Origin of the sequence: Acinetobacter sp. SwsAc2 (assembly GCF_013391465.1) — a bacterium.
Lineage (GTDB): Bacteria > Pseudomonadota > Gammaproteobacteria > Pseudomonadales > Moraxellaceae > Acinetobacter > Acinetobacter johnsonii.
Map to the genome: position 1 here is coordinate 35,333 of NZ_JACBEZ010000008.1, position 23,461 is coordinate 58,793.

General features: G+C 41.9%; 19 protein-coding genes and 1 pseudogene. 13 read left to right on the forward strand and 7 right to left on the reverse strand.

Annotation, left to right across the window (positions count from 1 at the left end):
- Nucleotides 1-113 precede the first annotated feature (113 nt).
- Together HYI04_RS05300 and HYI04_RS05305 are read right to left on the reverse strand one after the other, a co-directional pair.
- Nucleotides 114-875: a substrate-binding domain-containing protein gene (locus HYI04_RS05300; protein WP_178895955.1), complete on the reverse strand. Its 762-nt coding sequence runs from the start codon at nt 873-875 to the stop codon at nt 114-116.
- Between the two features lie 209 nt (nt 876-1,084).
- Nucleotides 1,085-1,438, reverse strand: a pseudogene (locus HYI04_RS05305) (acyl-CoA dehydrogenase C-terminal domain-containing protein); the annotation flags it as partial.
- 1,017 nt (nt 1,439-2,455) lie between these two features.
- Between HYI04_RS05305 and HYI04_RS05310 the strand changes: the two are divergent.
- The 3 genes from HYI04_RS05310 to HYI04_RS05320 all read left to right on the forward strand — a co-directional run bounded on the left by HYI04_RS05310 (nt 2,456) and on the right by HYI04_RS05320 (nt 4,703).
- Nucleotides 2,456-2,833, forward strand: a complete 378-nt coding sequence (locus HYI04_RS05310; RefSeq protein WP_062032604.1) for a hypothetical protein — start codon at nt 2,456-2,458, stop codon at nt 2,831-2,833.
- Entirely contained in the window at nt 2,827-4,014 is a 1,188-nt protein-coding gene (locus tag HYI04_RS05315) for a CsgG/HfaB family protein (RefSeq protein ID WP_178895956.1), read from the forward strand. Before HYI04_RS05310 ends, HYI04_RS05315 begins: the two co-directional genes overlap by 7 nt.
- 86 nt (nt 4,015-4,100) lie before the next feature.
- Entirely contained in the window at nt 4,101-4,703 is a 603-nt protein-coding gene (locus HYI04_RS05320; protein WP_062032585.1) for a hypothetical protein, read from the forward strand.
- 122 nt (nt 4,704-4,825) lie between these two features.
- Here HYI04_RS05320 and HYI04_RS05325 read toward each other — a convergent pair whose 3' ends face one another.
- Nucleotides 4,826-6,649 (reverse strand): acyl-CoA dehydrogenase C-terminal domain-containing protein, encoded by a 1,824-nt coding sequence (locus tag HYI04_RS05325; protein ID WP_178895957.1) that lies wholly within the window; start codon nt 6,647-6,649, stop codon nt 4,826-4,828.
- Between the two features lie 231 nt (nt 6,650-6,880).
- Between HYI04_RS05325 and HYI04_RS05330 the strand changes: the two genes are divergently transcribed.
- On the forward strand, nt 6,881-9,298 hold the full coding sequence (locus HYI04_RS05330) for a hypothetical protein (protein WP_178895958.1): 2,418 nt from the start codon (nt 6,881-6,883) through the stop codon (nt 9,296-9,298).
- A gap of 42 nt (nt 9,299-9,340) precedes the next feature.
- Here the strand turns inward: HYI04_RS05330 and aroE are convergent, their stop codons facing one another.
- The 3 genes from aroE to hemF form a co-directional block, all read right to left on the reverse strand.
- Nucleotides 9,341-10,129: a shikimate dehydrogenase gene (gene aroE / locus HYI04_RS05335; RefSeq protein ID WP_062032576.1), complete on the reverse strand. Its 789-nt coding sequence runs from the start codon at nt 10,127-10,129 to the stop codon at nt 9,341-9,343.
- Nucleotides 10,130-10,220: 91 nt separating this feature from the next.
- Nucleotides 10,221-10,427: a hypothetical protein gene (locus HYI04_RS05340; protein ID WP_086208984.1), complete on the reverse strand. Its 207-nt coding sequence runs from the start codon at nt 10,425-10,427 to the stop codon at nt 10,221-10,223.
- Between the two features lie 285 nt (nt 10,428-10,712).
- Entirely contained in the window at nt 10,713-11,654 is a 942-nt protein-coding gene (gene hemF, locus HYI04_RS05345; RefSeq protein ID WP_062032571.1) for an oxygen-dependent coproporphyrinogen oxidase, read from the reverse strand.
- Nucleotides 11,655-11,920: 266 nt separating this feature from the next.
- On the opposite strand from hemF, the gene hemN reads away from it, so the two are divergent.
- Entirely contained in the window at nt 11,921-13,285 is a 1,365-nt protein-coding gene (hemN, locus tag HYI04_RS05350) for an oxygen-independent coproporphyrinogen III oxidase (protein WP_178895959.1), read from the forward strand.
- A gap of 60 nt (nt 13,286-13,345) precedes the next feature.
- Here the strand turns inward: hemN and ribA are convergent, their stop codons facing one another.
- Nucleotides 13,346-13,948 carry a GTP cyclohydrolase II gene (gene ribA / locus HYI04_RS05355; protein ID WP_058870370.1) on the reverse strand — a complete coding sequence of 201 codons (603 nt, stop codon included), beginning with the start codon at nt 13,946-13,948 and terminating at the stop codon, nt 13,346-13,348.
- Nucleotides 13,949-14,253: 305 nt separating this feature from the next.
- Between ribA and dxs the strand changes: the two genes are divergently transcribed.
- From dxs to HYI04_RS05395, 8 genes are all read left to right on the forward strand, one after another.
- Nucleotides 14,254-16,155, forward strand: coding sequence for a 1-deoxy-D-xylulose-5-phosphate synthase (gene dxs / locus HYI04_RS05360; RefSeq protein WP_178895960.1), 1,902 nt, complete (start codon nt 14,254-14,256; stop codon nt 16,153-16,155).
- A 116-nt stretch (nt 16,156-16,271) separates the two neighbouring features.
- Nucleotides 16,272-17,102 (forward strand): inositol monophosphatase family protein, encoded by an 831-nt coding sequence (locus tag HYI04_RS05365; RefSeq protein WP_004691373.1) that lies wholly within the window; start codon nt 16,272-16,274, stop codon nt 17,100-17,102.
- Nucleotides 17,103-17,853: 751 nt separating this feature from the next.
- A complete protein-coding gene (locus HYI04_RS05370; RefSeq protein ID WP_178895961.1) occupies nt 17,854-19,767 on the forward strand; it encodes a DEAD/DEAH box helicase in 1,914 nt (637 codons plus the stop codon).
- A 402-nt stretch (nt 19,768-20,169) separates the two neighbouring features.
- The gene (locus HYI04_RS05375) at nt 20,170-20,988 is read left to right on the forward strand and encodes an ABC transporter ATP-binding protein (RefSeq protein ID WP_004691369.1); all 819 of its coding nucleotides are present in this window, start codon (nt 20,170-20,172) and stop codon (nt 20,986-20,988) included.
- Entirely contained in the window at nt 20,985-21,764 is a 780-nt protein-coding gene (gene mlaE, locus HYI04_RS05380) for a lipid asymmetry maintenance ABC transporter permease subunit MlaE (RefSeq protein WP_178895962.1), read from the forward strand. Before HYI04_RS05375 ends, mlaE begins: the two co-directional genes overlap by 4 nt.
- Nucleotides 21,764-22,438 (forward strand): outer membrane lipid asymmetry maintenance protein MlaD, encoded by a 675-nt coding sequence (locus tag HYI04_RS05385; RefSeq protein ID WP_178895963.1) that lies wholly within the window; start codon nt 21,764-21,766, stop codon nt 22,436-22,438. Before mlaE ends, HYI04_RS05385 begins: the two co-directional genes overlap by 1 nt.
- A 20-nt stretch (nt 22,439-22,458) precedes the next feature.
- Nucleotides 22,459-23,094 carry a phospholipid-binding protein MlaC gene (locus tag HYI04_RS05390; RefSeq protein ID WP_004691364.1) on the forward strand — a complete coding sequence of 212 codons (636 nt, stop codon included), beginning with the start codon at nt 22,459-22,461 and terminating at the stop codon, nt 23,092-23,094.
- 11 nt (nt 23,095-23,105) lie between these two features.
- A complete protein-coding gene (locus tag HYI04_RS05395) occupies nt 23,106-23,393 on the forward strand; it encodes a lipid asymmetry maintenance protein MlaB (protein ID WP_004691363.1) in 288 nt (95 codons plus the stop codon).
- The last annotated feature ends 68 nt before the right edge of the window (nt 23,394-23,461 follow it).

Consider the following 23,461-nt stretch of genomic DNA (forward strand, 5'->3'; position numbering starts at 1 on the left):
CTTCAATTAAGAGCGCCGTGGCGCTCTTTTTTGTCCGATTTGTTTGTTAAAGGTTTGATTCTTTAAGCTTGGAAACTGATCTTGAATGTGGATCAAAGATTAAACTTAAGAGCTCATTTGTTCCAACCAAACTGTTTAAAAATCGCATGGCCTTGTGGAGAACTTAAAAACGTAACAAAACTTTTTGCTTCAGGATTTTTTAGACTGTGCTGAGTCAGTGCAACACTTGCATCACGGTAAATCACCAGTTCAGGTTCGATCGGAATAATTTGCCCAATGTCTGGATTGCTGACTCCCCAAATATTAAATACCAACCATGCATCATAACTGCAGTCTGTTTCCCATGCTTTTTTCGCTGCGCCTGTATTGGGTGCATACATGGCGATATTTTTACGGAAGGATTTTGTGAGATGAATGTTGCCTGTTCTACCTGCAATATCTTCCCACATGCCCACTTGGCCTGCACCATGTGTGACCAAAACTTTGGTGTTTGGTTTGCTTAGGTCTTTAAATCCCTGAATATGCTTGGGATTATCTTTTCTGACTAAAATGGCAGCAGGGCGTAAGTAGAGTGGCTCAATTGAGTCCTTTACGATTTTGTTGGCAAATACGCTTTGAAAATCAGACATCATCGCTTCCGAACCGCTATAGATGACGTCTGCATCGAGTTTGGCTTTGTCGGCCCATTGTGAAGTAGGACCAGCGGTTACATGGACATCTATCCCTGTCTTATTTTTAAATTGTTTCGCTGCTTCATGCATTGCTGGTGCTGGTCCACCTGGACCATAAACATTGATTGCCGCAATAGTGTCCATTGATAAAAAGCCCAGCATGAGCGGAAAGATATAGTAGCTCAGCTTATACATTTTTAACATTGTTATTTCCTTTATTGATATTTGAACGCTGATCATATTTGTTTTTCTGATGTAATTGAATATTTATATTATTTTTTTTGTTAAATGATTTTTTAATATGTGAAAGAGAACAGCAGCAACTACGAAGTTGCAGGTTTATGGAAATATAAGGTCGAACAAGAAATAAAAAGAGCGCCTAGGCGCTCTTTTTATCGGTCTGATACTGTTAATTAGTAGTCAAAGCTAAAGTGTTCAGGTGCTAAAGAAGTCATGGTTTTTGAAGGATTGACCATTGCTTCGGCATGACCTTGGGTACGTGGCAATAAACGTTCGAAATAGAAGTCTGCAACTTTAATTTTTGCTTTATAGAATTCAGGTGTTTCTTGACCTTCACCTGATGCCAATTTTTCTGAAGCCACAGCCGCTTGTTGCGCCCAGAAATACACCATCATCACATAGCCAGAGAACATTAAAAAATCGACAGAAGCTGAAGATACCACGTCACGGTCTTTACGAGCTGCCAGCATAATGCGAACGGTTAAGGCATTCCATTGTGCGCAAAGCTTAGTTAAGTTCCAACAAAAAATACATCTAGCTGTTATATGCATATATTTATTTAGATAAAATTTTAATTTATATGTGTGTGTTAAATATATTTAAAGATTTTTTTTGATTTATGGTTTTTTTAGAATTAATTTAATAGGTTTTTTAGTTGTTTTTTTGATGTAAGTTAATGATATAAGTGGTGATGCAAAAAAATGGTTATATGGAATTTTTCTAATTGAATTGAATATTTTTATTTTAATAGGGGGTTATTTGTTTTTGGTGGATATGGTTTAAATAAAAAATATTATTATTGATTTTGTTTTTTAAAATTTCACATACCTAATAATTATGAAAATTATATAGATGGATTTTATACTATCGATGTTTCTACTTAATAAAGCTGAAAAGTTGAGGGAAAGTTATAGCACTAAGAAAAAACATAAGCTTAAAGTACAAGCTACTTTTTCAGACCTAAATACAATGAATACTGAACTTACGTATGTGCAGTGGTGAAACCCATGACTTCAAGTGATTCCTAACTTGCCAATTCCATCTGGTAGCCTTGTTTAAGCTGATATAAGGCTATTTGATGTAGAAGTTTGATACCCAATAGCCTATGAGTCCTTCAACCATAAAAATTTTAAAAATCAGCATATTTCCTAAAAAAATTAAAATTTAAACTATTCATTTAGCATTATCATCTTCAAGGTAAAAGGTTTGAATATTAAATTTATAGGATTGAGTTGAAGAAATAAAGTTATGTGGAAGTGTGTTTTTTATAATTTATTTTAATGAATTGTTTTAACACTTCTTATTGGGGGGTATTTTGTTGATTGAAATATTTTTTTACAATTAAAAGTGTATACCAAGTTTCAGTCAATAAAAAATAAAACAATAAGATACTTTTAGTTTGTTTTTCTGTTGAGTCATTTGTTTTTTCTTGGTGGTTTATTAAATTTTTTTATGTGATTTAATGTTTTTAGATTAAATAAAAATTAAATTTTATTAAACCGAGAGTGTGGAAATAATATGGGTTAATAGGGATGGTTAAAGTCATGAGAATAGCAGCAATTAATATAGGATTATGTTTTCTGTGTTTTTTAAGTAATTCCTATGCAACGTCGGATGAATGGAGTACACGCTGGAAACCTTCTGCGAACCGTTCAACAGAACATTTAGTTCAGGCCAATTTAATTGAGCTTATGGATTCAGACTATTATGACGGGCTGGGAAAAACCACAATTTACAGTACATCGACTAGCTCCATTGGTACGGTCAACTCATCTACAAGTAACGTTAATGTTAATGGTGGAGACAACACCGTCGATATTTCTAGTGATGCTGTGAATGAGGCAGATGTTACTTCAACAACCAATCAAAATAATCAAGCCTGTCCTAATTTGAGCACCCAACCGGGAGCCTCACTATGCTGAATTTTCAAGTAAATAGAAGAGTAGTATCTTCGGTGAGTGTTGCGCTTGTGCTAAGCCAAGTTGTGACAGGTTGTACGGGATTAGCGTTGTCTAACAAGAAGCCTGTCACCTTAGTACAAGGTCCCCCAATTACAGATATTTTTACCCCTTTTGATATGGCTCTGTCTTGTCTAAAAGGACAGTTACGTAATGATGTCAATTTCTCTGTAGGCGCGATCTTAGACCAAACGGGTAAAGATGTGGTCACTAACGGAGGCAGCGGCAAAATGGTCACCCAAGGTGCAGGGGATATGGTGCAATCGGCATTGTTCCAAGCAGGTGTGAGTCTATTAAACCGTCGTGATCCCCGCATTATTGAAAGTGAGGCGAAGTGGGGTATTCGTGATCCAAGAAATATTCATGCTTCAGATTATTACGTCACTGGCAGTATCAATAGTTTAGATTTCATTCCAGGTGGTGGTTTTGATATGCAAATAGGCGGTGTTGGGCCAACCTATAGTCAAACCCGAATTATGGTTGGGCTCGATTTATCTCTCACTGATACCCGTAGTAGTAGAGTGGTCGCAAACGTCTCCTTACAAAAGCAAATCGTTTCGCAAGATTATGGTATTAATGCGGGTCGATTTGCAGGGCATACCTTACTGAATATTCAAGTAGGCAAGGGTGAACGTGAAGCAACCAATTTTGCATTACGTCAGATGCTCAATTTGGCGACCTTTGAATTGTTAAGCCAAGTGATTCCACCCAATACATTTGAAAGTTGCCGTGCAGCCATTCCACCTGAATTTGGAACTCTAAATTTAACCCGCAGTTCGGTTGCACTCCACAAATATAAAGAAAGCCAACAGCAAAACTATAGTGCAGGTTCAGAGACAGACAAAGCGTTGCTTGATACTCATTCCAAAAGCAGTGCACCTCTGAATGAAAAAAATAAATCAACGGATACACCAAGTAAAGATACACGACCTCCAAAACAGCGGGAATCGGATTTGATCAAAGATCCTGATGCGGAACCGGAGATGAGTAAACAAGATTTGATTAAATATATTAGTAAAAAACAGGCCGTACCATCACAGCCTGTAGAGAAAGAAGATAAGAAAACAGATGAACCACCACAATTGCTTTGGGATGCAAATCCAGCGGTCACTGAAAATTATTGGTCAACAAGCAATCGTGATTAACCGAATTTCAAGAATAGGCTCGCTCCTATTACATAAAAAAATGAGTACTTAGCGAGGAGTACTTTAGAGTGAATAAGGAAATAATTATGAATAATACTATCAAAACAATCGCCTTATCTGTATCTGTAGCTTTCCTATCAAGTGCTGCACTGGCTGGGGGAGGACATCATGTACAGGTGAATACAGGTTTACAAGACACTCTTGATTTATTAGCGCAAAATGCAACAAATGGAAGTGCTTTGAATCTTGCCATTAATACTAACAGTATCGATGCAACTGTGAATACTGCTGGTGGAATCAATAATTTAGGAGATATTGAAACCTCCGCAATTGGTGCCGTGAACACAGGTAATATCACGCTTGAACAAGGTAATGTGTATCAAGTGAGTTCTGGAGCATTTAGTGGAGAGTTTGAAGCTTCTTTGAATGCTTGGAAAGATGTGGGCGGTCATTATCATCAACAACTAGATTCAGGTGTTGAAGCTGCTGTTAGTGGATCTGTTGATACTGAATACTATCAAGAGTTGAATAGTACTTTGAGTAATTATGCTGCTGCAAATCTAGCATTTAACTCAGGTTCCGTTGATGCTTCTGTGAATACTAAAGGCTTTAAAAACACAATTGACAGCATCAAAACCTCAGCGATTGGTGCAGCGAACACAGGCAGTATTACTGTCACTGTAAAGTAAAATCATCCAACAACTTAGACAAAAAATCTAACTATCTGCCGATAGTTAGATTTTTTATTTGTGATGATTGTCATCCTATTTTATAAGGTACATGAATAGGATGATGCATTCAGTTCTTTAGCTTAGTAATCAAAGCTAAAGTGTTCAGCAGCCAATGACGTCATGGTTTTTGAAGGATTGACCATTGCTTCGGCATGACCTTGGGTACGTGGCAATAAACGTTCGAAATAGAAGTCAGCTACTTTAATTTTTGCTTTGTAGAATTCAGGTGTTTCTTGACCTTCACCTGATGCCAATTTAGCAGAAGCTACAGCCGCTTGTTGAGCCCAGAAGTAAGCCATCATTACATAGCCCGAGAACATCAAGAAATCGACAGATGCAGATGACACGATGTCACGGTCTTTACGAGCCGCCAGCATGATACGAACAGTTAAAGCATTCCATTGCGCGCAAAGCTTAGTTAAGTCCCAAGCAAAACGGCGCATGTATTTGTTGCGAGCATGTTGACCACAGAATTTCAGAATTTCAGCAGTGTAGTCACGAATTACTTTACCTTTAGAGGTCAGAAGTACTTTACGACCAATCAAGTCCAGTGCTTGAACACCTGTTGTGCCTTCATACAATGTCGCAATACGTGCATCACGTGCAATTTGCTCCATGCCCCATTCTTTAATGTAGCCATGCCCGCCATAGACTTGCATACCGTGGTTTGCCGCTTCCAAGCCCAATTCAGTTAAGAAGCCTTTTAAAATTGGGGTATAGAAACCTAAGTGATCATCATGTGCTTCAAATGCAGCAGTATCGCCACGCTCAAGTGCATCGGCCATTTTGTCTGCAATTTGTGCTGCATAATAAATCATTGAACGACCGCCTTCAGCAATCGCTTTTTGTGTCAGTAACATACGGCGAACGTCAGCATGGTGAATAATGGCATCAGCGACTTTTTCAGGGTCTTTCTTGCCAGAAAGTGCACGCATAGACATACGTTCTTTGGCATATGGAAGTGCACCTTGGAAAGAAAGCTCAGCATGTGCAATACCTTGAATTGCCGTACCGATACGTGCGGTGTTCATGAAGGTGAACATGGCATGTAAGCCTTTGTTTGGCTCACCAATCAAGTAACCGACAGCATTATCAAAGTTCAACACTGCGGTTGCAGAAGCACGAATCCCCATCTTATGTTCAATTGAACCACAGGTCACAGGGTTACGTTCACCAAGGCTACTGTCTGCATTGACCAAGAATTTAGGCACAATGAACAGTGAAATCCCTTTGGTGCCTGCAGGTGCATCTGGAAGACGAGCAAGTACGATGTGAATGATGTTCTCAGTTAAATCTTGTTCACCTGCAGAGATGAAGATTTTGGTGCCTGAGATGCTATAAGTGCCATCGGCATTTAATTCAGCTTTGGTCTTTACTTGACCTAAGTCGGTGCCACACTGAGGTTCAGTTAAACACATGGTACCAGACCATGTACCTGCCACTAAGTTCGGCATATACAGATTTTTCTGTTCGTCTGTACCAAATTGTAAAATGGTGTTCATACAGCCGATGCTTAAACCTGGGTACATTTGGAAAGACCAGTTTGCTGTACCCATCATTTCCGATTTAATCAGGTTTAATGATTGTGGCAGGTTCTGACCGCCAAATTCTTCAGGGAAAGACAAACCTTGCCAGCCACCTTGGACAAACTGGTCATAAGCGTCTTTGAAGCCTTTTGGAGTTTTCACTTCACCATTGTCGAAGGTACAACCTTCTTCATCGCCCGATTGGTTTAAAGGAGATAAAATATTTTCACAAAAATCTGCTGCGCCTTCTAAGATCATATCTACCGTATCAGCGTCGGCAGCTTCACCATTCGATAGGGTTTGATAATGTGCAGGATAATCCAGCACTTCATTCATTAAGAAGCGAATATCATGTAAGGGAGCTTTATATGCAGGCATGTGTGTAATCCTAATTTAGAAATAGTATTGGATTATTTAAATCGATCATTTCATTATTCATACATCGTATCAAAATACATTGATAGATCCGACTTGAGAAAATGTCAGAAAGGCGAATTGGTAGATAAAATCATCAATCTAAAAAGACAGTTCTGTTACACTGACTCGGTGGTCTTTTGATCATGTACTTTTTTAATAAACTATAATTAACTCAGGTTTTCAGCAAGTATTATGCGCTTAAAATATATAACACTTTGTTTATTGGGTTTGAGTATCAGTGGGTGTACTCAGCATGTCATTAAATCCAATGCCTCTTCAGATCAGCAGCTCGGGCAACAAGCCACGCAAGGCCTAAATGCCATGTTTGAAAATGCCAGCTATGATTTTAAAGGTCAGTTCTCTATTCAATCTGACTTTAATTTTAATGAGTCCAAGCCAAATTCTAAGTCGAATACTCAGTCAAATGGGACGAACTTAGATCCAGAGTTGAAAAAACAATTAGATCAACTATTAAAAAATCAAAAGATTTCTTTTACGGCCAAAGAAAAACAAGCCCTATATTATGCACTTGCGCGTGAACAAAATCCGTATGCATCGTTGTATGGCAGTGGTGAATCACGGTCTGCTAAGGTTCAAATCGCAGAATCTTTGGTAAATTTACTCAATGACTTACAGTTTAGTTATCAAGGCTCTGTGCATTTCCGTCAAAAATTGGCAGCATTGACTTTGCAGTTAAGTTATCAAAAACCAACCCTACAAGTGCAAGCACAGTTGCCGATGGTGGTTGATTTTAATGATTATAAATTTTACACCAACTACTTTGCCTTTATGCCGTTCATGGTAAACCGTGAAAGTCAGGATCGTTTTGCCTACATTGACTTTTCTAAGCATAAAGAAGCATTCGGTAATATTGATTTTAAAAAGTTTGCTGAATACTTAAAACAAATGAATGCACTGCCATATGCTTTGGCAGAGCCAAATCAGGTGCATAGTGTTGATTTAAGCAAGTCAGAAAAAGAAGCCGGCCTAAGCAAAAAAATTCGCTATATGGGTGACTTAGAAACAGCACAAGTACAATTGGGCTTATTTGAATACGTCAATAAACTGCACTATACCCAGCAGATACAAGCTTTGGATGCTGAGAGTCTGATTGAGGATGCTGCAAAAACACCAAGCGCCGCGGAAGATGCAATGCAGGCAGCGAAAGAAGCAGAGATTGCTGCAAGTAGTGCAAGTGAAGACCCAGCCTATGATTCACTCGAACGTGTCAGTCATTTGGTGAACCAAAAAATGCAGAACCTGAGTGGTTATGGGCAGAGCGATGAACAAGACATTGTTGTAGATGCCGCTGCCGATGCTACGGTTGATGCAGCAGCAGATGTGGCTTATGCGCAGGCCGCGACAGAAGATGCTGATGAGACAGCAACTGAAGTGTCTGCTTCTGCAGCACCAAATACGCTATCTGAAGAAGCTTGCGATGCGCTCATCAACAGCAAGAACATTCCTATTGGTAAAGTGACCACATGCCGTGATTATCAAGATATTGATGTACTTGCACCTAAAATAACCAATGAATCTGTAGATGAAGAGACTTTTGGACAAGCAGCGACCAATGTTTTGGAAGAGCTGAAACCACTCTTTAGTGCGTATCAAACAGAGCAACTGGTAGACGCACAAAGCTTTAAACAACTTTGGCAAAAACATCAGGCTGAAATTACACCAATCATGGCACAGCTGGGTAGTGAGCGTTCACCGTTTGTGATGGATGTTGGACTGGACCAAAAAGGTCGTGCGCAAAACATGGATTACAACATTGTGATTAGCGATGAGCAAATTGGTAAGCTGCAAATTAAGAGCACCAATCAGGTGTTTAATTATGGCAGTGCGACCGCCATTGACCGTCAAGCTTTAAGAAATGCCAAATCGATTGAGGAAGTGTCTAAAGGTTCATTGCTGGAAAATGTAGTGAAAGGCATGCTGGGCCCGTTAGGTGCAGATTCATCAAGTGTAGAGAGCGCATCATCAAGCACAACAGAATTACCTAAGGCTATTTCAGATTATTACCAGCAGGCAGCGCAGCAAAGTTATGCACGTCATCATTCTGAAGTCAAAGCCTACCAAGCGGTATTTGCTTTGATGTTTGCCGCACAGCGTCCAGAGTATATTCGTTACTATAGCTCAGCGACCATCAATGAAATTTCAGAAGTGTATGCCTATGAGTTCATGGATGTTGCAGAGCCGAAGGGTGCAGCACTTAAACGTCTGACTCAGTTACGTCAAAAACATGCTTTACAACACAAACAAGACTTTGATGAGCTGGGTGAAAGTATCGCCAATATTGTTAATGATGCGTTGGAAAATGTACAAGAAAATCAGCATTGGAAGGATTTGGCGAAGAAATACAAAACCAAGCAAGCGGTCTTTGCTCAGGTCTATCAAGAAAAATTTACCGATACCTATGAGATTGACCAAGAGCAGAGCGCATATTTGACTCAGTCTGCACAAGTCTTTGCTAAAGCATTTGCAGATGACTTAAAAGGTCAATTGACAGAAAAATCGTTGCAAGGTTTGAAGCTTGAACATGACGACTTCTTTAGCGATTCGACCTATTACGAGACCTATAAAGCCGTACAGAAACACATGAACTAATCTGAAAAAAGAACCTCTGCAGAGGTTCTTTTTTATTTGTGCTTATAAAAAGTCTCTGAGGTTGGGTTTGATGCCATTCCAAATCGAAAAAGATTCAATTGCCTGACCAACCAGCATGCCGTAGCCTTCTGAGGTAGGTACGCCGCGAGCTTTGGCTTGATCTAAAAAAGTTGAGGGTTTGCCATAGGCCATTTCATAAGCATGTTGAAAGTGCAAATCTTCAGGCAGAATGAGGGCATCGCCACTTAGGCTGGCAGAGGTTGCGTTAATCACCAAATCAAATTGCCCTTCGAGTGCATCTAAGCCGATGGCTTGTAATTCAGCTTGCGGTACAGCTGTTTTTAAGTCACTCACCAGTTGCTCTGCACGGGCAAGGGTACGATTGGCAATCACAATTTTTTTCACCCCTGCTTGTACCAGTGGGTAAATGACGCCGCGAGTTGCACCACCTGCACCGATGATTAACACATCAGTCTGGTCTAAACTCCAGTCCAACGCACGAATGGCATCGACTAAGCCTTGTCCGTCGGTGTTGTCTCCATGCAGTTGACCATCGACCATCCACAGCGTATTGACTGCTTTCGCAATTTTAGCGCGTTCAGTGAGGACTGCGCAGGCGGCAAAGGCTTGTTCTTTAAATGGAACTGTGACGTTTAGACCTATGCCACCGTGGGCGAAGAATTCTTGAATGTTGGCGAGGAAGCCATCGAATGGCGCAAGACGTTTACTATAGTTGAGGTCGAGCCCCATTTTTTGTGCAAACGCATGGTGAAGTTCAGGTGAGCGAGACTGCTCAATCGGGTTGCCAATGACAGCGAATTGTTTGCTCATCGCACCAAGTCCATATGAGAAATGCCGTTCAATATACGGCAAATTAGACTCAGGCTAAAGCGTTAGACTATTTTTTCTGAAGCAGAAGGGCTTATGGATTACAGATGTTGTGAATCGTATCAAACAATAGCTTTGCCGCGGTCAGGGTTAAGCCGATACCTGCAAATACAGTGATGCTGATGGAAGCATTGTCATTGAATGCACTTTCAGAAAAAATGGTGGTACTGATCGAGCTTAGCAACACAATAGCAAAGCAGAAAAGAACCATGGTGGTAGAGCTAACTCTTTTTGCGAACATGTTTGGGGCCTCATAGAACACAAAGGAGGATATTAAACATTGATGTCATTAAAATGAATGTATTGAAAATTACTTAATTTAGTTTACGGTTTTTGCGAACTTAAAAGAACCCAATTACTGTTTTAAACCTGTGACAATGTTTTAATAAATGCAAAGAAATGACGCTTTGTGTAGTGGTCATTCTACGGGGAATTGATCGGGAAATATATAAAATTTAATGTATAAGCTGCCCTAATCTGGTGAAAAGGGCATACGTGGGGGATTTAGAATTGTAAGTCTATGTGTCTATTTGAGCAGCTTGAGCCAATCTTGTGGTTTGAGGTAATAATCGGTGAGTTTTTTCTCAGCGGAATCAAGCTCCCATTCAGTTCGATATGACCAACCCGCCAAATTTGGCAAGCTCACTAAAATCGATTCAATCCGGCCACCTGTTTGTAAACCAAAGAGCGTGCCGCGGTCATAAACCAAGTTATATTCAACATAACGACCACGACGATAGATTTGAAAGTCGCGCTGTGCCTCGCTATAAGGCTTGTCTTGGTTACGTTGGAAGATTGGAAGAATGGCGTTGAGGTAGCCATTGCCCACAGCTTGGATATATTGGAAACAGGTTTCAAAGTCCCATTGATTGAGATCATCAAAGAACAATCCACCGACACCACGTTGTTCGTCACGGTGTTTTAAATAGAAGTAGTCATCACACCATTGTTTATGTTCGGCATAGACTTCAGCGCCAAAGGGCGCACATAAGTCATGCGCTGTCTGATGCCATGACAGTACATCTTCATCGTTGGGATAAAATGGAGTGAGATCGAAGCCCCCTCCAAACCACCAAATTGGATCTTGACCTTCTTTTTCAGCCACGAATAAGCGCACATTTGCATGTGAAGTCGGGACATTTGGATTTTTCGGATGGATCACTAAAGAAACACCCATGGCCTGTGCTTTGGCGCCTGCAATTTGCGGATGGCGTTCAGTCGCTGAAGCAGGGAGTTTAGATATGTTGATGTGTGAGAACATCACTCCACCTTTTTCAATCACCGTACCATTTTGCAGTACGCGTGAGCGACCCCCACCGCCTTCAGGACGCTCCCAATCATCTATTCCAAACTGCGCAGTCCCGCCACCTGCACGTTCTTGTTGTTCAAGTGCGGCACAAATACGAGCTTGTAAGTCGAGGAGAAATTCGCGAACACGTTGGATATCCGCAGACGTTGGGTGCTGCATGAAAAGCCTCATGGAAAAAGATGAAAACTGCCTACATCAAAACATAAAACAGCAAAAAGATTAAGAATATTTTCCGAAGAGTCCTACTGCAGCATTCGATGTTGTGAAGCAATTCAAAAATGAAATGCTGCCATTCGAAAATAACCTGACCAATTCGCTAGGTTGAATTCTGATTCTAAGCTCAGCAGAATAACCAAAGTACAGACCCGAGTTTGGCGATGCAGAATAGGCTGCATCTTCTGAATGCGGAAGAACTGATGGTAAATATGCGCGATTCATTGATTCAAAAATACAATGTTCCTGGTCCACGTTATACCAGTTATCCAACGGTGCCGTATTGGGAAGAGGCGCAGTTTTCTTTAGAGCAATGGAAACAGACGCTGAAAACATCGTTTGCTGAATCGAATTCAACTGAAGGCATAAGTTTGTATATTCATCTGCCTTTTTGCGAAAGTCTCTGTACTTTTTGTGGCTGCCACAAACGCGTGACCAAAAAGCATGAGATGGAGCAGCCCTATATTCAGGCGGTTTTAAAGGAATGGTCTCTTTATTGTGAATGGCTTGAAGAAAAGCCGCGCATTAAAGAAATTCATTTGGGTGGAGGAACGCCCACTTTCTTTGCTCCAGCACATTTAACTCAGTTAATTGAAGGCATCCTTGCGCATGCAGAGATTGCCGAGCAGTATGAGTTTAGCTTTGAAGGGCATCCGAACAACACCACACGGGAGCATTTGCAAGCCTTGTATGACTTGGGTTTTCGCCGTGTTAGTTATGGGGTACAGGATTATAATGAAACCGTACAAAAAGCCATTCATCGGATACAGCCTTTTGAACATGTTGCGCAGGTGACGCAGTGGGCACGTGAAATAGGCTATAGCTCAATTTCACATGATTTGGTCTTTGGTCTGCCTTTTCAAAACTTGGATGATGTGCTCAACACCATTGATCAAACCAATCGTTTACGCCCAGACCGTCTGGCCTTTTATAGTTATGCGCATGTGCCTTGGATCAAAGGCAACGGGCAACGTGGGTTTAAAGACCATGATGTGCCGAAAGATGAAATAAAACGGCAGTGCTATGAAGAAGGGAAAAAGAAGCTGCTTGCGCAGGGGTATCATGAAATTGGTATGGATCATTTTGCTTTAGAAAGTGATGCGATGTACCAATCATTTCAGGCAGGCACTCTGCATCGCAATTTTATGGGCTACACCGCATCAAAAACCCAAGTGATGATAGGTTTAGGTATTTCATCCATCAGCGATAGCTGGTATAGCTTTGCGCAAAATGAAAAAAAACTCGAAGATTATTATGTGCGACTCGAAAACAATGAACTTCCCGTCTATCGCGGGCATATTTTGAGTGCTGAAGATTTGCTAATTCGTCGCCACATTTTAAATTTGATGTGTAGCTTTCAGACGTCGTGGGCAGATTCAGATATGCAATTTCTGGAATTGGCTGAGGTCTTGGGACAACTGGAAGAAATGCAGGACGATGGTTTATTGGAAATTAGACCACACAGTATACGGGTGACTGAGCAGGGCAAAGCCTTTGTCCGCAATATTTGTATGGCGTTTGATTTGCATTTAAAACGCCGTCGACCTGAGAGTCGTATTTTCTCCATGACCATCTAATCTGATTGAAGTGCTCTAAGCCAGCCTTTTTCAAGCAGGCTTAGAGTAAGTTTTTAAATTTTAAAAATCATCTTTCTTGTACAAGTGTGCCATGCGTTCATGTTTGGTTTTTAAATATTCTTCATTGAAAGGATTTAAACCGACCGTCAAAGGCACACGATCCACCACATTGATCCCTTGTTCTTGCAGTGCTGCAATCTTCAATGGATTGTTAGTAATCAAACGGACTTGTTGAATATTTAAATGATCTAACATAATACTGACCATGTCATAACGACGTGCATCGGCAGGGAGGTTGAGCATTAGGTTGGCATCGACTGTGTCATGCCCTTGGTCTTGTAGCGCATAAGCACGAATTTTATTGGTCAGCCCAATGCCACGACCTTCTTGGCGCAAATACAGAATCACGCCTTGCCCAGCTTCATTGATCAGTTTTTGCGTGGCTTGCAATTGTGGACCACAGTCACATTTTAAGGAAGCAAAGGCATCGCCCGTGAGACATTCGGAATGAACACGGACTAAAACGGGTTCTGTGATCGGCTGATCCAAACCTTTTGAGAGTGCAACATGTTCTTCACCGGTCTTAGGATCTTGAAATACGGTGATGTTAAATTCACCAAAAGCAGTCGGTAAACGGGATGTAGCAACAAATTCAATAGGCACAGCTAAACCTGTAAATAGTTCAGAAATTGGCTAAAGTATAGCGTAATGCATCGACATTGGTAGAATTGCATCCATGAATTTATGTAGAAGATTTTCTTTTTTGTATAAAGCGAACGATAATAGTTGATAAATAGTAAGATTATTCAGGATAATCACCTGCACTAAACGAACACCCAGTGAGAGCACTGCTCAAAACTGCATCGCTAGAAATATGGCTGATTGAAGGTGATAGCATTCGACGATATGATCGAATTACCCATTTGACCTAGCTAGATTTGCCAGGCTTTAGAAGGCTTTGCCATATTATGTTGTATACAGAAATACCAGCTCATCGCCCTGTAACACCGTTGTTGGATACGATTGATCATCCTCAACAACTTCGCTCGCTTGAGCAAAGTCAATTAGCACAAGTGGCAGACGAGCTACGTCAATTTATTCTGTATGCCGCAGGACAAAGTGGGGGACACTTTGGTGCAAACCTCGGTGTAGTCGAGCTCACCGTGGCATTACATTATTGCTTCAACACGCCGAATGACCGCTTAATTTGGGATGTCGGTCATCAAGCTTATCCGCATAAAGCCTTGACGGGCCGCCGTGAACAGCTCACGACTATTCGTGCTAAAGATGGTTTGGCTGCCTTTCCTGCGCGTGATGAATCGGTGTTTGATACCTTTGGAGTCGGACATTCTTCGACTGCGATTTCAGCAGGTCTAGGTATGGCGCTGGCACGTCGTTATCAAAACAATCCATGTGAAGTGGTCGCGATCATTGGTGATGGGGCGATGACAGCAGGTATGGCCTTTGAAGCCATGAACGATGCAGTCGCGCATGATGCGGACCTGATGGTGGTGCTGAATGACAACGATATGTCGATTTCATGCAGCACAGGTGGTTTTGCTAAACATTTGGCTTCGATTTGGGAAAGTGGTCAGTCCATTAATATTTCGGCGGATGGCGAAGCTTATGTACAGCCACATCCTGAATGGATCTATAACTCACGCTTACATAGCGCAGCGACAGATGCGGCTGACAACGTCTTTAAAGCGATTGGTTTTGATTACTTTGGGCCTTTTGATGGGCACGATGTTGAGCAGTTGACACAAGTCTTTACCGCATTGAAAAAACGTAAAGGGCCACGTTTAATTCATGTTTATACCAAAAAAGGCAAAGGTTTTGCACCTGCTGAAGCTGACCAAATCAAATATCACGCGATTACAAAAATAAATGCCAAGTCTGCTCCGCAAACGGCGCCCAAATATTCAGATGTCTTTGGTCAATGGTTATGTGATGAAGCCGCACAAGATGAGCGTTTACTGGCGATTACCCCTGCCATGTGCGAAGGCTCAGGTATGGTGGGTTTTGCCAAACAGTATCCACAGCGCTTTTTTGATGTCGCGATTGCAGAACAGCATGCGGTGACTTTGGCGGCGGGCATGGCATGTGAAGGCTTAAAACCTGTGGTGGCCATTTACTCGACCTTCTTGCAGCGCGGCTATGATCAATTGATTCATGATGTGGCTCTGCAAAATCTCGATGTCACTTTTGGTATCGACCGTGCAGGCTTAGTGGGGGAAGATGGCCCGACTCATGCTGGGGCCTATGACTATGCCTTTATGCGCACCGTACCGAATTTGGTGATTATGGCGCCTAAAGACGAAAATGAATGTCGTCAAATGTTGCATACCGCTTATTTATATAATGGTCCTGCTGCAGTGCGTTACCCGCGTGGCAATGGCTTGGGGGTTGAGATTCAACAACAGATGACCCCGATCGAAATTGGTCAGGCTGAAATTGTAGCGAGCTTGAATGATGCCCAAGACGACGTTATTAGCATTCTTGCCTTTGGGAGTCGTGTTCAGGCCGCAGTAGAGGCAGCACAGGCATTGGCTGAGCAAGATTTAGCGGTTCGTGTGGTGAATATGCGCTTTGTTAAACCGCTTGATGAAAAGATGATAGCGACTTTAGCACCATCAACGGCTTTATTTGTTACGGTTGAAGAACATGCGGTAATGGCGGGTGCGGGCAGTGCAGTCAATGAATATTTGGCACAAGCTCAAATCGTGAAACCGATGTTAAATCTCGGTTTAGCGGATACCTTCATGCATCAAGCCACACATGCGCAAATGTTGCATCAGGCAGGACTAGATGCAGAAGGCATTGAAAGCTCGGTGCGCCAAGCGTGGTTAAAACTTGTACATATGGTTTAAGCACCGTTTTTAAATTTTAGAAACATTTTTTCCCTAAAAGCCCCGATCTTTGATAAGATGCGCGGGCTTTTATGCATTATTCTTTATCAATATCTTCAAATTGTAGTGGGTGTTCAATGGAACCTATGGTGGTGATGGCTGCGCGTGCGGCTCAATTAGTCGGTCAAGAGCTTTTAAAAGCGCATCAAAATCGTCATAAGCTCGATCTACAAGTCGAAGAAAAAGGAATTGATGGTCCTGTAACGCGTGTAGACCGTTATTTGGAACAACTGGCTATCGATACCCTACGTAAAAGCTATAAAAATCACAGCTTCCTTGGTGAAGAGTTTGGTTTTCAAGAAGGTAAAGGTCACGACGCAGATTGGTGTTGGATCATTGACCCACTTGACGGCACTCTAAACTTCATTAACGGTGTTCCTCACTTCTGTATCTCTATTGCAGTTCAACATAAGGGCATTACTCAACACGGCGTAATTTACGACCCTGTGAAAGATGAGTTGTTCTCTGCAAGTCGTGGTCGTGGTGCCATGATGAACCAACGTCGTATTCGTGTAAATGTGAAAGACAGCCTTGAAAATACATTCATGTCTGTGGGTCATGCTTACCGTGCAAAACGTAATGGTGAAGTGATTTCTTATGCAAAAAATCATTTTGATTCATTGTTAAATGTGACTGAAGCTGGCGCACAATACCGTCGTACAGGTTCTGCAGCATTAGATTTGGCGTATGTTGCAGCAGGTCGTTTCGATGCGTACTTCGAACTCGGCTTAAAGCCTTGGGATATCGCAGCTGGTGAGTTGATCGTGAAAGAAGCGGGCGGTACAGTGGTTGATGCACGTGGTGGTAGCGAATCTATGGAAAATGGCCAAGTACTGGCATGTTCTATGAAAATGTTGAAACCTCTGATGAAAGCAGTTGTACCTGCTTGGGGTGAAGCTGCTAAGTAATAGCATGTAGATCGTGTTTTAAGACATTGGAAAAGCCCTCAGAAGAGGGCTTTTTCTTTGATATGGATGAAAAAATAAAGGTCTTTGTGGTGATTTACTTTATGGCTTTAACCTCTATAGATTGTAAAACATAGGCTGTGCCAGATTCTGATCACCTCTGAATGAAGATCACTCTATCTCAGAAATAAAGTGGATTAAAATTAGCCAGCGTATAGACACCTATTTAAGCTTGCTGTGTGTAATGTTCATTACAGGTCAGATAGCATGTCAAATCACGGCAGCATTAGAACAAGAGTTCGAGCAATGAATTTCAGCTCATGCTAGATCAGTTGAGCAAAGAGCAAAGAATACTATTCAATATTTTTCTAGATGGTCAAAAAAATTAAAGTGAAAACCTGCATTTATTCAATCTTTGAGGAAAATATTGTATCAATTTCACGAAAAGAGGTGACTTTTAAAAATATCCTGCTATACTCCGCCCACGCACTAAATTTCGTTCATTACCTGAACATTCTCTTCTATCATTGTGTATGCGCGTCCGGTCCAAAGAGAGGACATTATTTCGCGCCCCACCCAATCGCTTAAGCGATTCCTTCAGGTTGCGGCTGTAATCAAATGTGCGTTATACGCATCGTCGTTCTCGGATCGCCGCTGATTCTATATTTTCAGCGATTATTGCTGTGCCGCTTTTTGCCGATGTCCATCAGACCATATATTTAATGGAGCACCCATTTTTCGGGTGAAATACTCTATGAGCAAAACTTTTGCTGATTTTCCTTTACATGAATCGTTACAACAAGCTTTACAAAGCTTAGGTTTTACTTCTCCTACGCCTGTACAGGAACAATCGATTCCTGCAGCTTTAGAAGGTAAAGACCTTTTAGTATCTAGCCAAACAGGTTCAGGTAAAACTGCAGCGTTCTTACTTCCAACGTTAAACGCACTTGCAGCCCAAGAGACTTTCGTTCCGTTCAAAGAACGTATGAAAGCAATTACTCAACCAAATATTTTGGTTCTTTGCCCAACTCGTGAGTTAGCGCAGCAAGTAAGCCAAGACGCGATTGGTTTTGTCCGTCACATGAAAGGTGCACGTATTGCAGCGATCATGGGTGGTATGCCGTTTGGTAAGCAAATCCAACAGTTAAAAGGTGCGCAAGTTGTTGTTGCAACACCAGGTCGTTTACTTGACCTTGTAAACCGTCGTCAAATTAAATTAGACCAAGTTGATGCACTTATTGTTGACGAAGCAGACCGTATGCTTGATCTAGGTTTCTCTGAAGACTTAGAAGCAATTAGCGATCTTGCTGCAAACCGTAAACAGACTTTAATGTTCTCTGCAACATTTGCTGGTCGTATCATTACACTTGCTGAACGCATGATGAATGATCCACAACGTATTGCAATCGAAACTGGTCACTCTACGAATACTGACATCACTCAGACTTTACACTGGACTGATGGCTTTGAGCACAAGAAAAAATTACTAACGCATTGGTTAAGTGCTGAAGATCTTGATCAAGCTGTTGTATTCGCTTCTACTCAAGAAGACACCGATATGTTGGCTGAAGAACTTGCTGAAGCAGGTTTATCAGTTGTAGCACTTCATGGTGCTATGCCACAAACTGTGCGTAACCGTCGTTTACGTAGCATCCGTGAAGGTCGTGCAAAAATTTTAGTTGCAACCGACGTTGCTGCACGTGGTCTTGACGTACCAACCATTTCACACGTAATCAACTTCGGTCTTCCAATGAAGAACGAAGACTATGTACACCGTATTGGTCGTACAGGTCGTGCGGGTCGTACGGGTAAAGCAATCACTTTAGCAACTTACCGTGAACGCGGTAAAATCCGTGCTTTAGAAGATTTCTTAGATGCGCGTTTGAATGTATCTGAAATTGAAGGCCTTGAGCCATCTCCACCTCCTGCACGCGGTAGTCGTGATGGCGGCGGTCGTGGTCGTGGTCGTGATGGCGGCGGTCGTGGTCGCGGTGGTTTCGGTGGTCGCGATGGCGGCGGTCGTGCTCGTTTCGAAGGTGAGTCTAACTTTAAACGTCGTGAAGGTGGTGATGACCGTCCACGTCGTAGCTACGATGACAAACCTCGTGGTGATCGTCCATCATTTGGTGGTGAAGATCGTCCACGTCGTGAGTTTAATAATGATCGTCCACGTCGTGAAGGTGGTTTCGGTGATCGTCCACAACGTTCTTTTGATGACCGTCCAAAACGTGATTTTGGTGATCGTCCAGCGCCACGTCGTGAAGGTGGTTTCGGTGATCGTCCGCAACGTTCTTTTGATGATCGTCCAAAGCGTGAATTCAACTCTGATCGTCCACGTCGCGAAGGCGGTTTCAACGATAAGCCACGTTTTGACTCGAATGATGACAACCGCGGTAACCGTGTAGATTACAAACCACGTCGTGAAGGTTCTTTTGGTGACCGTCCAAAACGTGATTTTGGTGATCGTCCAGCGCCACGTCGTGAAGGTGGTTTTGGCGACCGTCCACAACGTTCTTTTGGTGAAGACCGTCCTAAACGTACTTTCGGTGGTGAAGACCGTCCGAAGCGTACTTTTGGTGGCGAAGACCGTCCGAAGCGTGAATTTAATTCAGATCGTCCACGTACTGAAGGTGGTTTTGACCGCCCACGTCGTAAGTTTAATGACTAAGTCTGAATGAATAAAAAAACCAGTGGAAACACTGGTTTTTTTTTGTCTACGGCTGTAAAAAAATAAATTAAAATGTATACTGAGTCATATTTTAATTGTATTGATAATAATGATGCACAATAATGAGGTTGAATCAATCGCCACACTCTCTGACATGAAAGAGGTCAATATGGCACATTGTCTCGGACTCTTTTTGCTGATTTGCAACATTCTTTTCTTTGTCTATAGTCGTTATGGATGAAGCAATTCATCTTATGTAGCTTGTTTTCGCAGTTCAAATAAATATAAATACAACCAACTGAAATCAATTCGTGCACAAAATTAGACACGGAATACGCTAACATATCGTTTTTTAATCCTTTATAGTATGCATGCTGAAAAAATGCAGGAAAACGCACAGCTATGAATAATCAAGCGCCTCTGACTGCTCAAGCCCTCATTGAGGTCAAAGACCTGAGCTTTAAGCGAGGGGAACGTGTCATTTATGATCAGGTCAATTTAAAAATTCGACAGGGTCAAATTACGGGCATTATGGGACCATCGGGTACAGGTAAAACCACTTTACTACGTTTAATTGGCGGTCAATTGACCCCAGATCAAGGTGAAGTGCTTTTTGATGGGCAAAATATTGCGAAAATGTCACGCAAAGAGTTATTCGCTGCGCGTGCGCGTATGGGCATGCTTTTTCAAAGTGGCGCATTGTTTACCGATATGTCGGTATATGAAAATGTGGCCTTTCCGATAAGAGCACATACCAAGTTGCCAGAACATTTACTGTCAGAAATTATATCTTTAAAACTAGAGTCTGTCGGTTTACGTGGCGCAGAACAGATGATGCCTTCTGAGCTCTCAGGCGGGATGAACCGTCGTGTGGCTTTGGCACGTGCAATTGCACTCGATCCTGAGCTGATCATGTACGATGAGCCATTTGCAGGGCAAGATCCAATTGTGAAGGGTGTACTCACACGTCTGATTCGATCATTGCGAGAAGCTCTTGATTTAACAACAATTATTGTCTCGCATGACGTGGCTGAAACCTTATCGATCGCAGACTATATCTATGTTGTTGCTGAAGGTAAGGTGCAAGGTGAAGGCACGCCTGAACAGTTACAGGCGAATGCCTCTCCGTTTGTTAAACAGTTTTTAACAGGTGCGGTTGAAGGGCCTGTCGATTATCAATTTAGCCATAAGGCATATCTAAATACTGAGGTGCAAGCATGAATGCGATAGCACTCTTAGGTCGACGCGTGATTGAACGGGTTCGCGGCATTGGTGTTGCCAGCCTGATGTTATTCCAAATTTTATTTTCGATGCCCACTGCTTTAGGTGTTCGGTTATTTGTTTATCAAATGTACCGTGTTGGGGTGTTATCACTGCTCATTATTGTGGTGTCAGGGCTATTTATTGGTGCGGTACTCGGGTTACAGATGTATAGCATCTTGGTGACCTTTGGTAGTGAAGCGATGTTGGGTACAGCGGTTGCCTTGACCTTACTTCGTGAGTTAGCACCTGTGGTTGCAGCATTGCTGTTTGCAGGTCGTGCGGGTTCTGCGTTAACGGCTGAGATTGGTTTAATGAAAGCCACAGAGCAGCTGTCCAGTATGGAAATGATCGGAGTTGATCCACTTAAACGTGTGATTTCACCGCGACTTTGGGCAGGTATTTTTAGTTTGCCGATGTTGTCTGTCATCTTCGCTGCGGTGGGGATTATGGGCGGTAAAATGGTGGGTGTGGACTTCTTGGGTGCAGATGAAGGCTCTTACTGGAGTGGCATTCAAAGTAGCGTAGAGTTCTATAAAGATGTCCTGAATGGCACTATCATTAAAAGTTTTGTTTTTGCTTTAATTTGTACATGGATTGCGGTGTATCAAGGCTATGCCTGTGAACCGACATCTGAAGGTATTGCGACATCAACCACACGCACTGTGGTGTATTCATCGCTCTGTGTTTTAGGTTTTGATTTTGTGTTGACTGCGGTCATGTTTGGAGGTGTTTAATGAAATCACGTGCAAGTGAGCTGGCAGTCGGCATATTTGTCATTTTATTCGGTATTGCTTTGTTCTTTATTGCGATGCGAGTGAGTGGCTTGGTGGGATCAAATCTCAGTGATCGCTATGAAATGAGTGCAACCTTCGATAACGTAAATGGTTTAAAACCACGTGCGAAAGTGACGATGAGTGGGGTAAAAATTGGTCAAGTCGATCAAATAAGCTTAGACCCTGTGACACGTTTAGCGACGGTTTCTTTTTCTTTGGATGGTAAATTAACGACTTTTAATGCAGCACAACTTAAAGAAGTTGAAAAGAATGTACTTGAAGAGCTTCGTTACAGTAGCGACTATACCGCTGCGGATGCTGCGCAACAAAAAGAAATGGAAAAGCAACTTATTGCGAACATGAAGTCCATCACCAGCATTGATGAAGATGCTTATATTATGGTGGCAACCAATGGTCTGCTAGGTGAGAAGTACTTGAAAATTGTTCCAGGGGGCGGTTTGAACTACGTGAAACGTGGTGAAAGCATTGGCAATACCCAAGGCACAATGGACCTAGAAGACTTAATTACTAAATTTATTACGGGTGGTGCAGGTAAATCGAAAGATGCTTCAGCAACAACTGAGCAACCTGAAACCACTGAAACAGCAGATGCCAACGTGTCATTTGTTGAATGATTTGAAGAGGACCAATTGTAGTGAATACTTTATTGAAACAAACACTGACAGCTAGCATTTTAACTACAATGTTTGCAGGTACTGCTTTTGCAGCACCAAGTGAAGCACCACCTGCTTTTGTTAAAAAAGTGGCAGATGGCTTGATTGCGCGTTTAAAAGCGGACCATGCCAAGCTACAAAACAACCCAGCTGCTGTGAAAACGATTGTTCGTCAAAACTTAGACCCGTATGTGGATTCACAAGCGTTTTCTCGTATTGTGATGGGGACTTATGCAACCAATCAATACAGTACTGCTGCACAACGCGCGAAGTTTGAAAACAATTTCCGTGAAACACTGATTGAAAATTACGGTACTGCATTTGCGAAGTTCAGCAATCAGACATATACCATTCGTCCGTATAAAGAAACCAATAGCAAAAACCCTGTGGTGACGATCGACTTTAATAACAAAGGCGAAAAAATCCCAGTGTCTTTCCAGTTGGCGGATAAAGGTAACCAATGGAAAATCCGTAATATCAATGTGTCGGGTATCGACCTTGGTTTACAGTTCCGTAATCAGTTCGCGGCAACGGTTAAACGTAATGGTGGCGATCTAGATAAAGCGATTGCAAACTTCCAACCTGATGCAGAAGCAGCGGTTGAAAAGAAAAAATAAGTAGGTGAAAGGTGATTAACTTTAGCAATCAGGAAATGCAGCTTTCAGGTCAGATTACATATGACAATGCTGAAAGTTACTATCAACAAGGTTTGAAGGTGATTCAGTCACAGTCTTATCCTGTGGTGGTGAATCTGGCCCAGCTTGAGCATGGTAGTACATTGGCACTGGCAGTTTTGGTGCGTTGGTTGCGTCAAACACCCGATGCACATAGTTTACATTTTAAAGCTGTACCTGAAAAAATGATGAAAGTGATTCAAGCCTGTCATTTACAGGATGACTTAAAGTTAATCCCTTAAATAAAAAAAGCACCCTAAGGTGCTTTTTTTATATGTTGCTTTTCTTAATTCTATGAGGAAAAGCAATG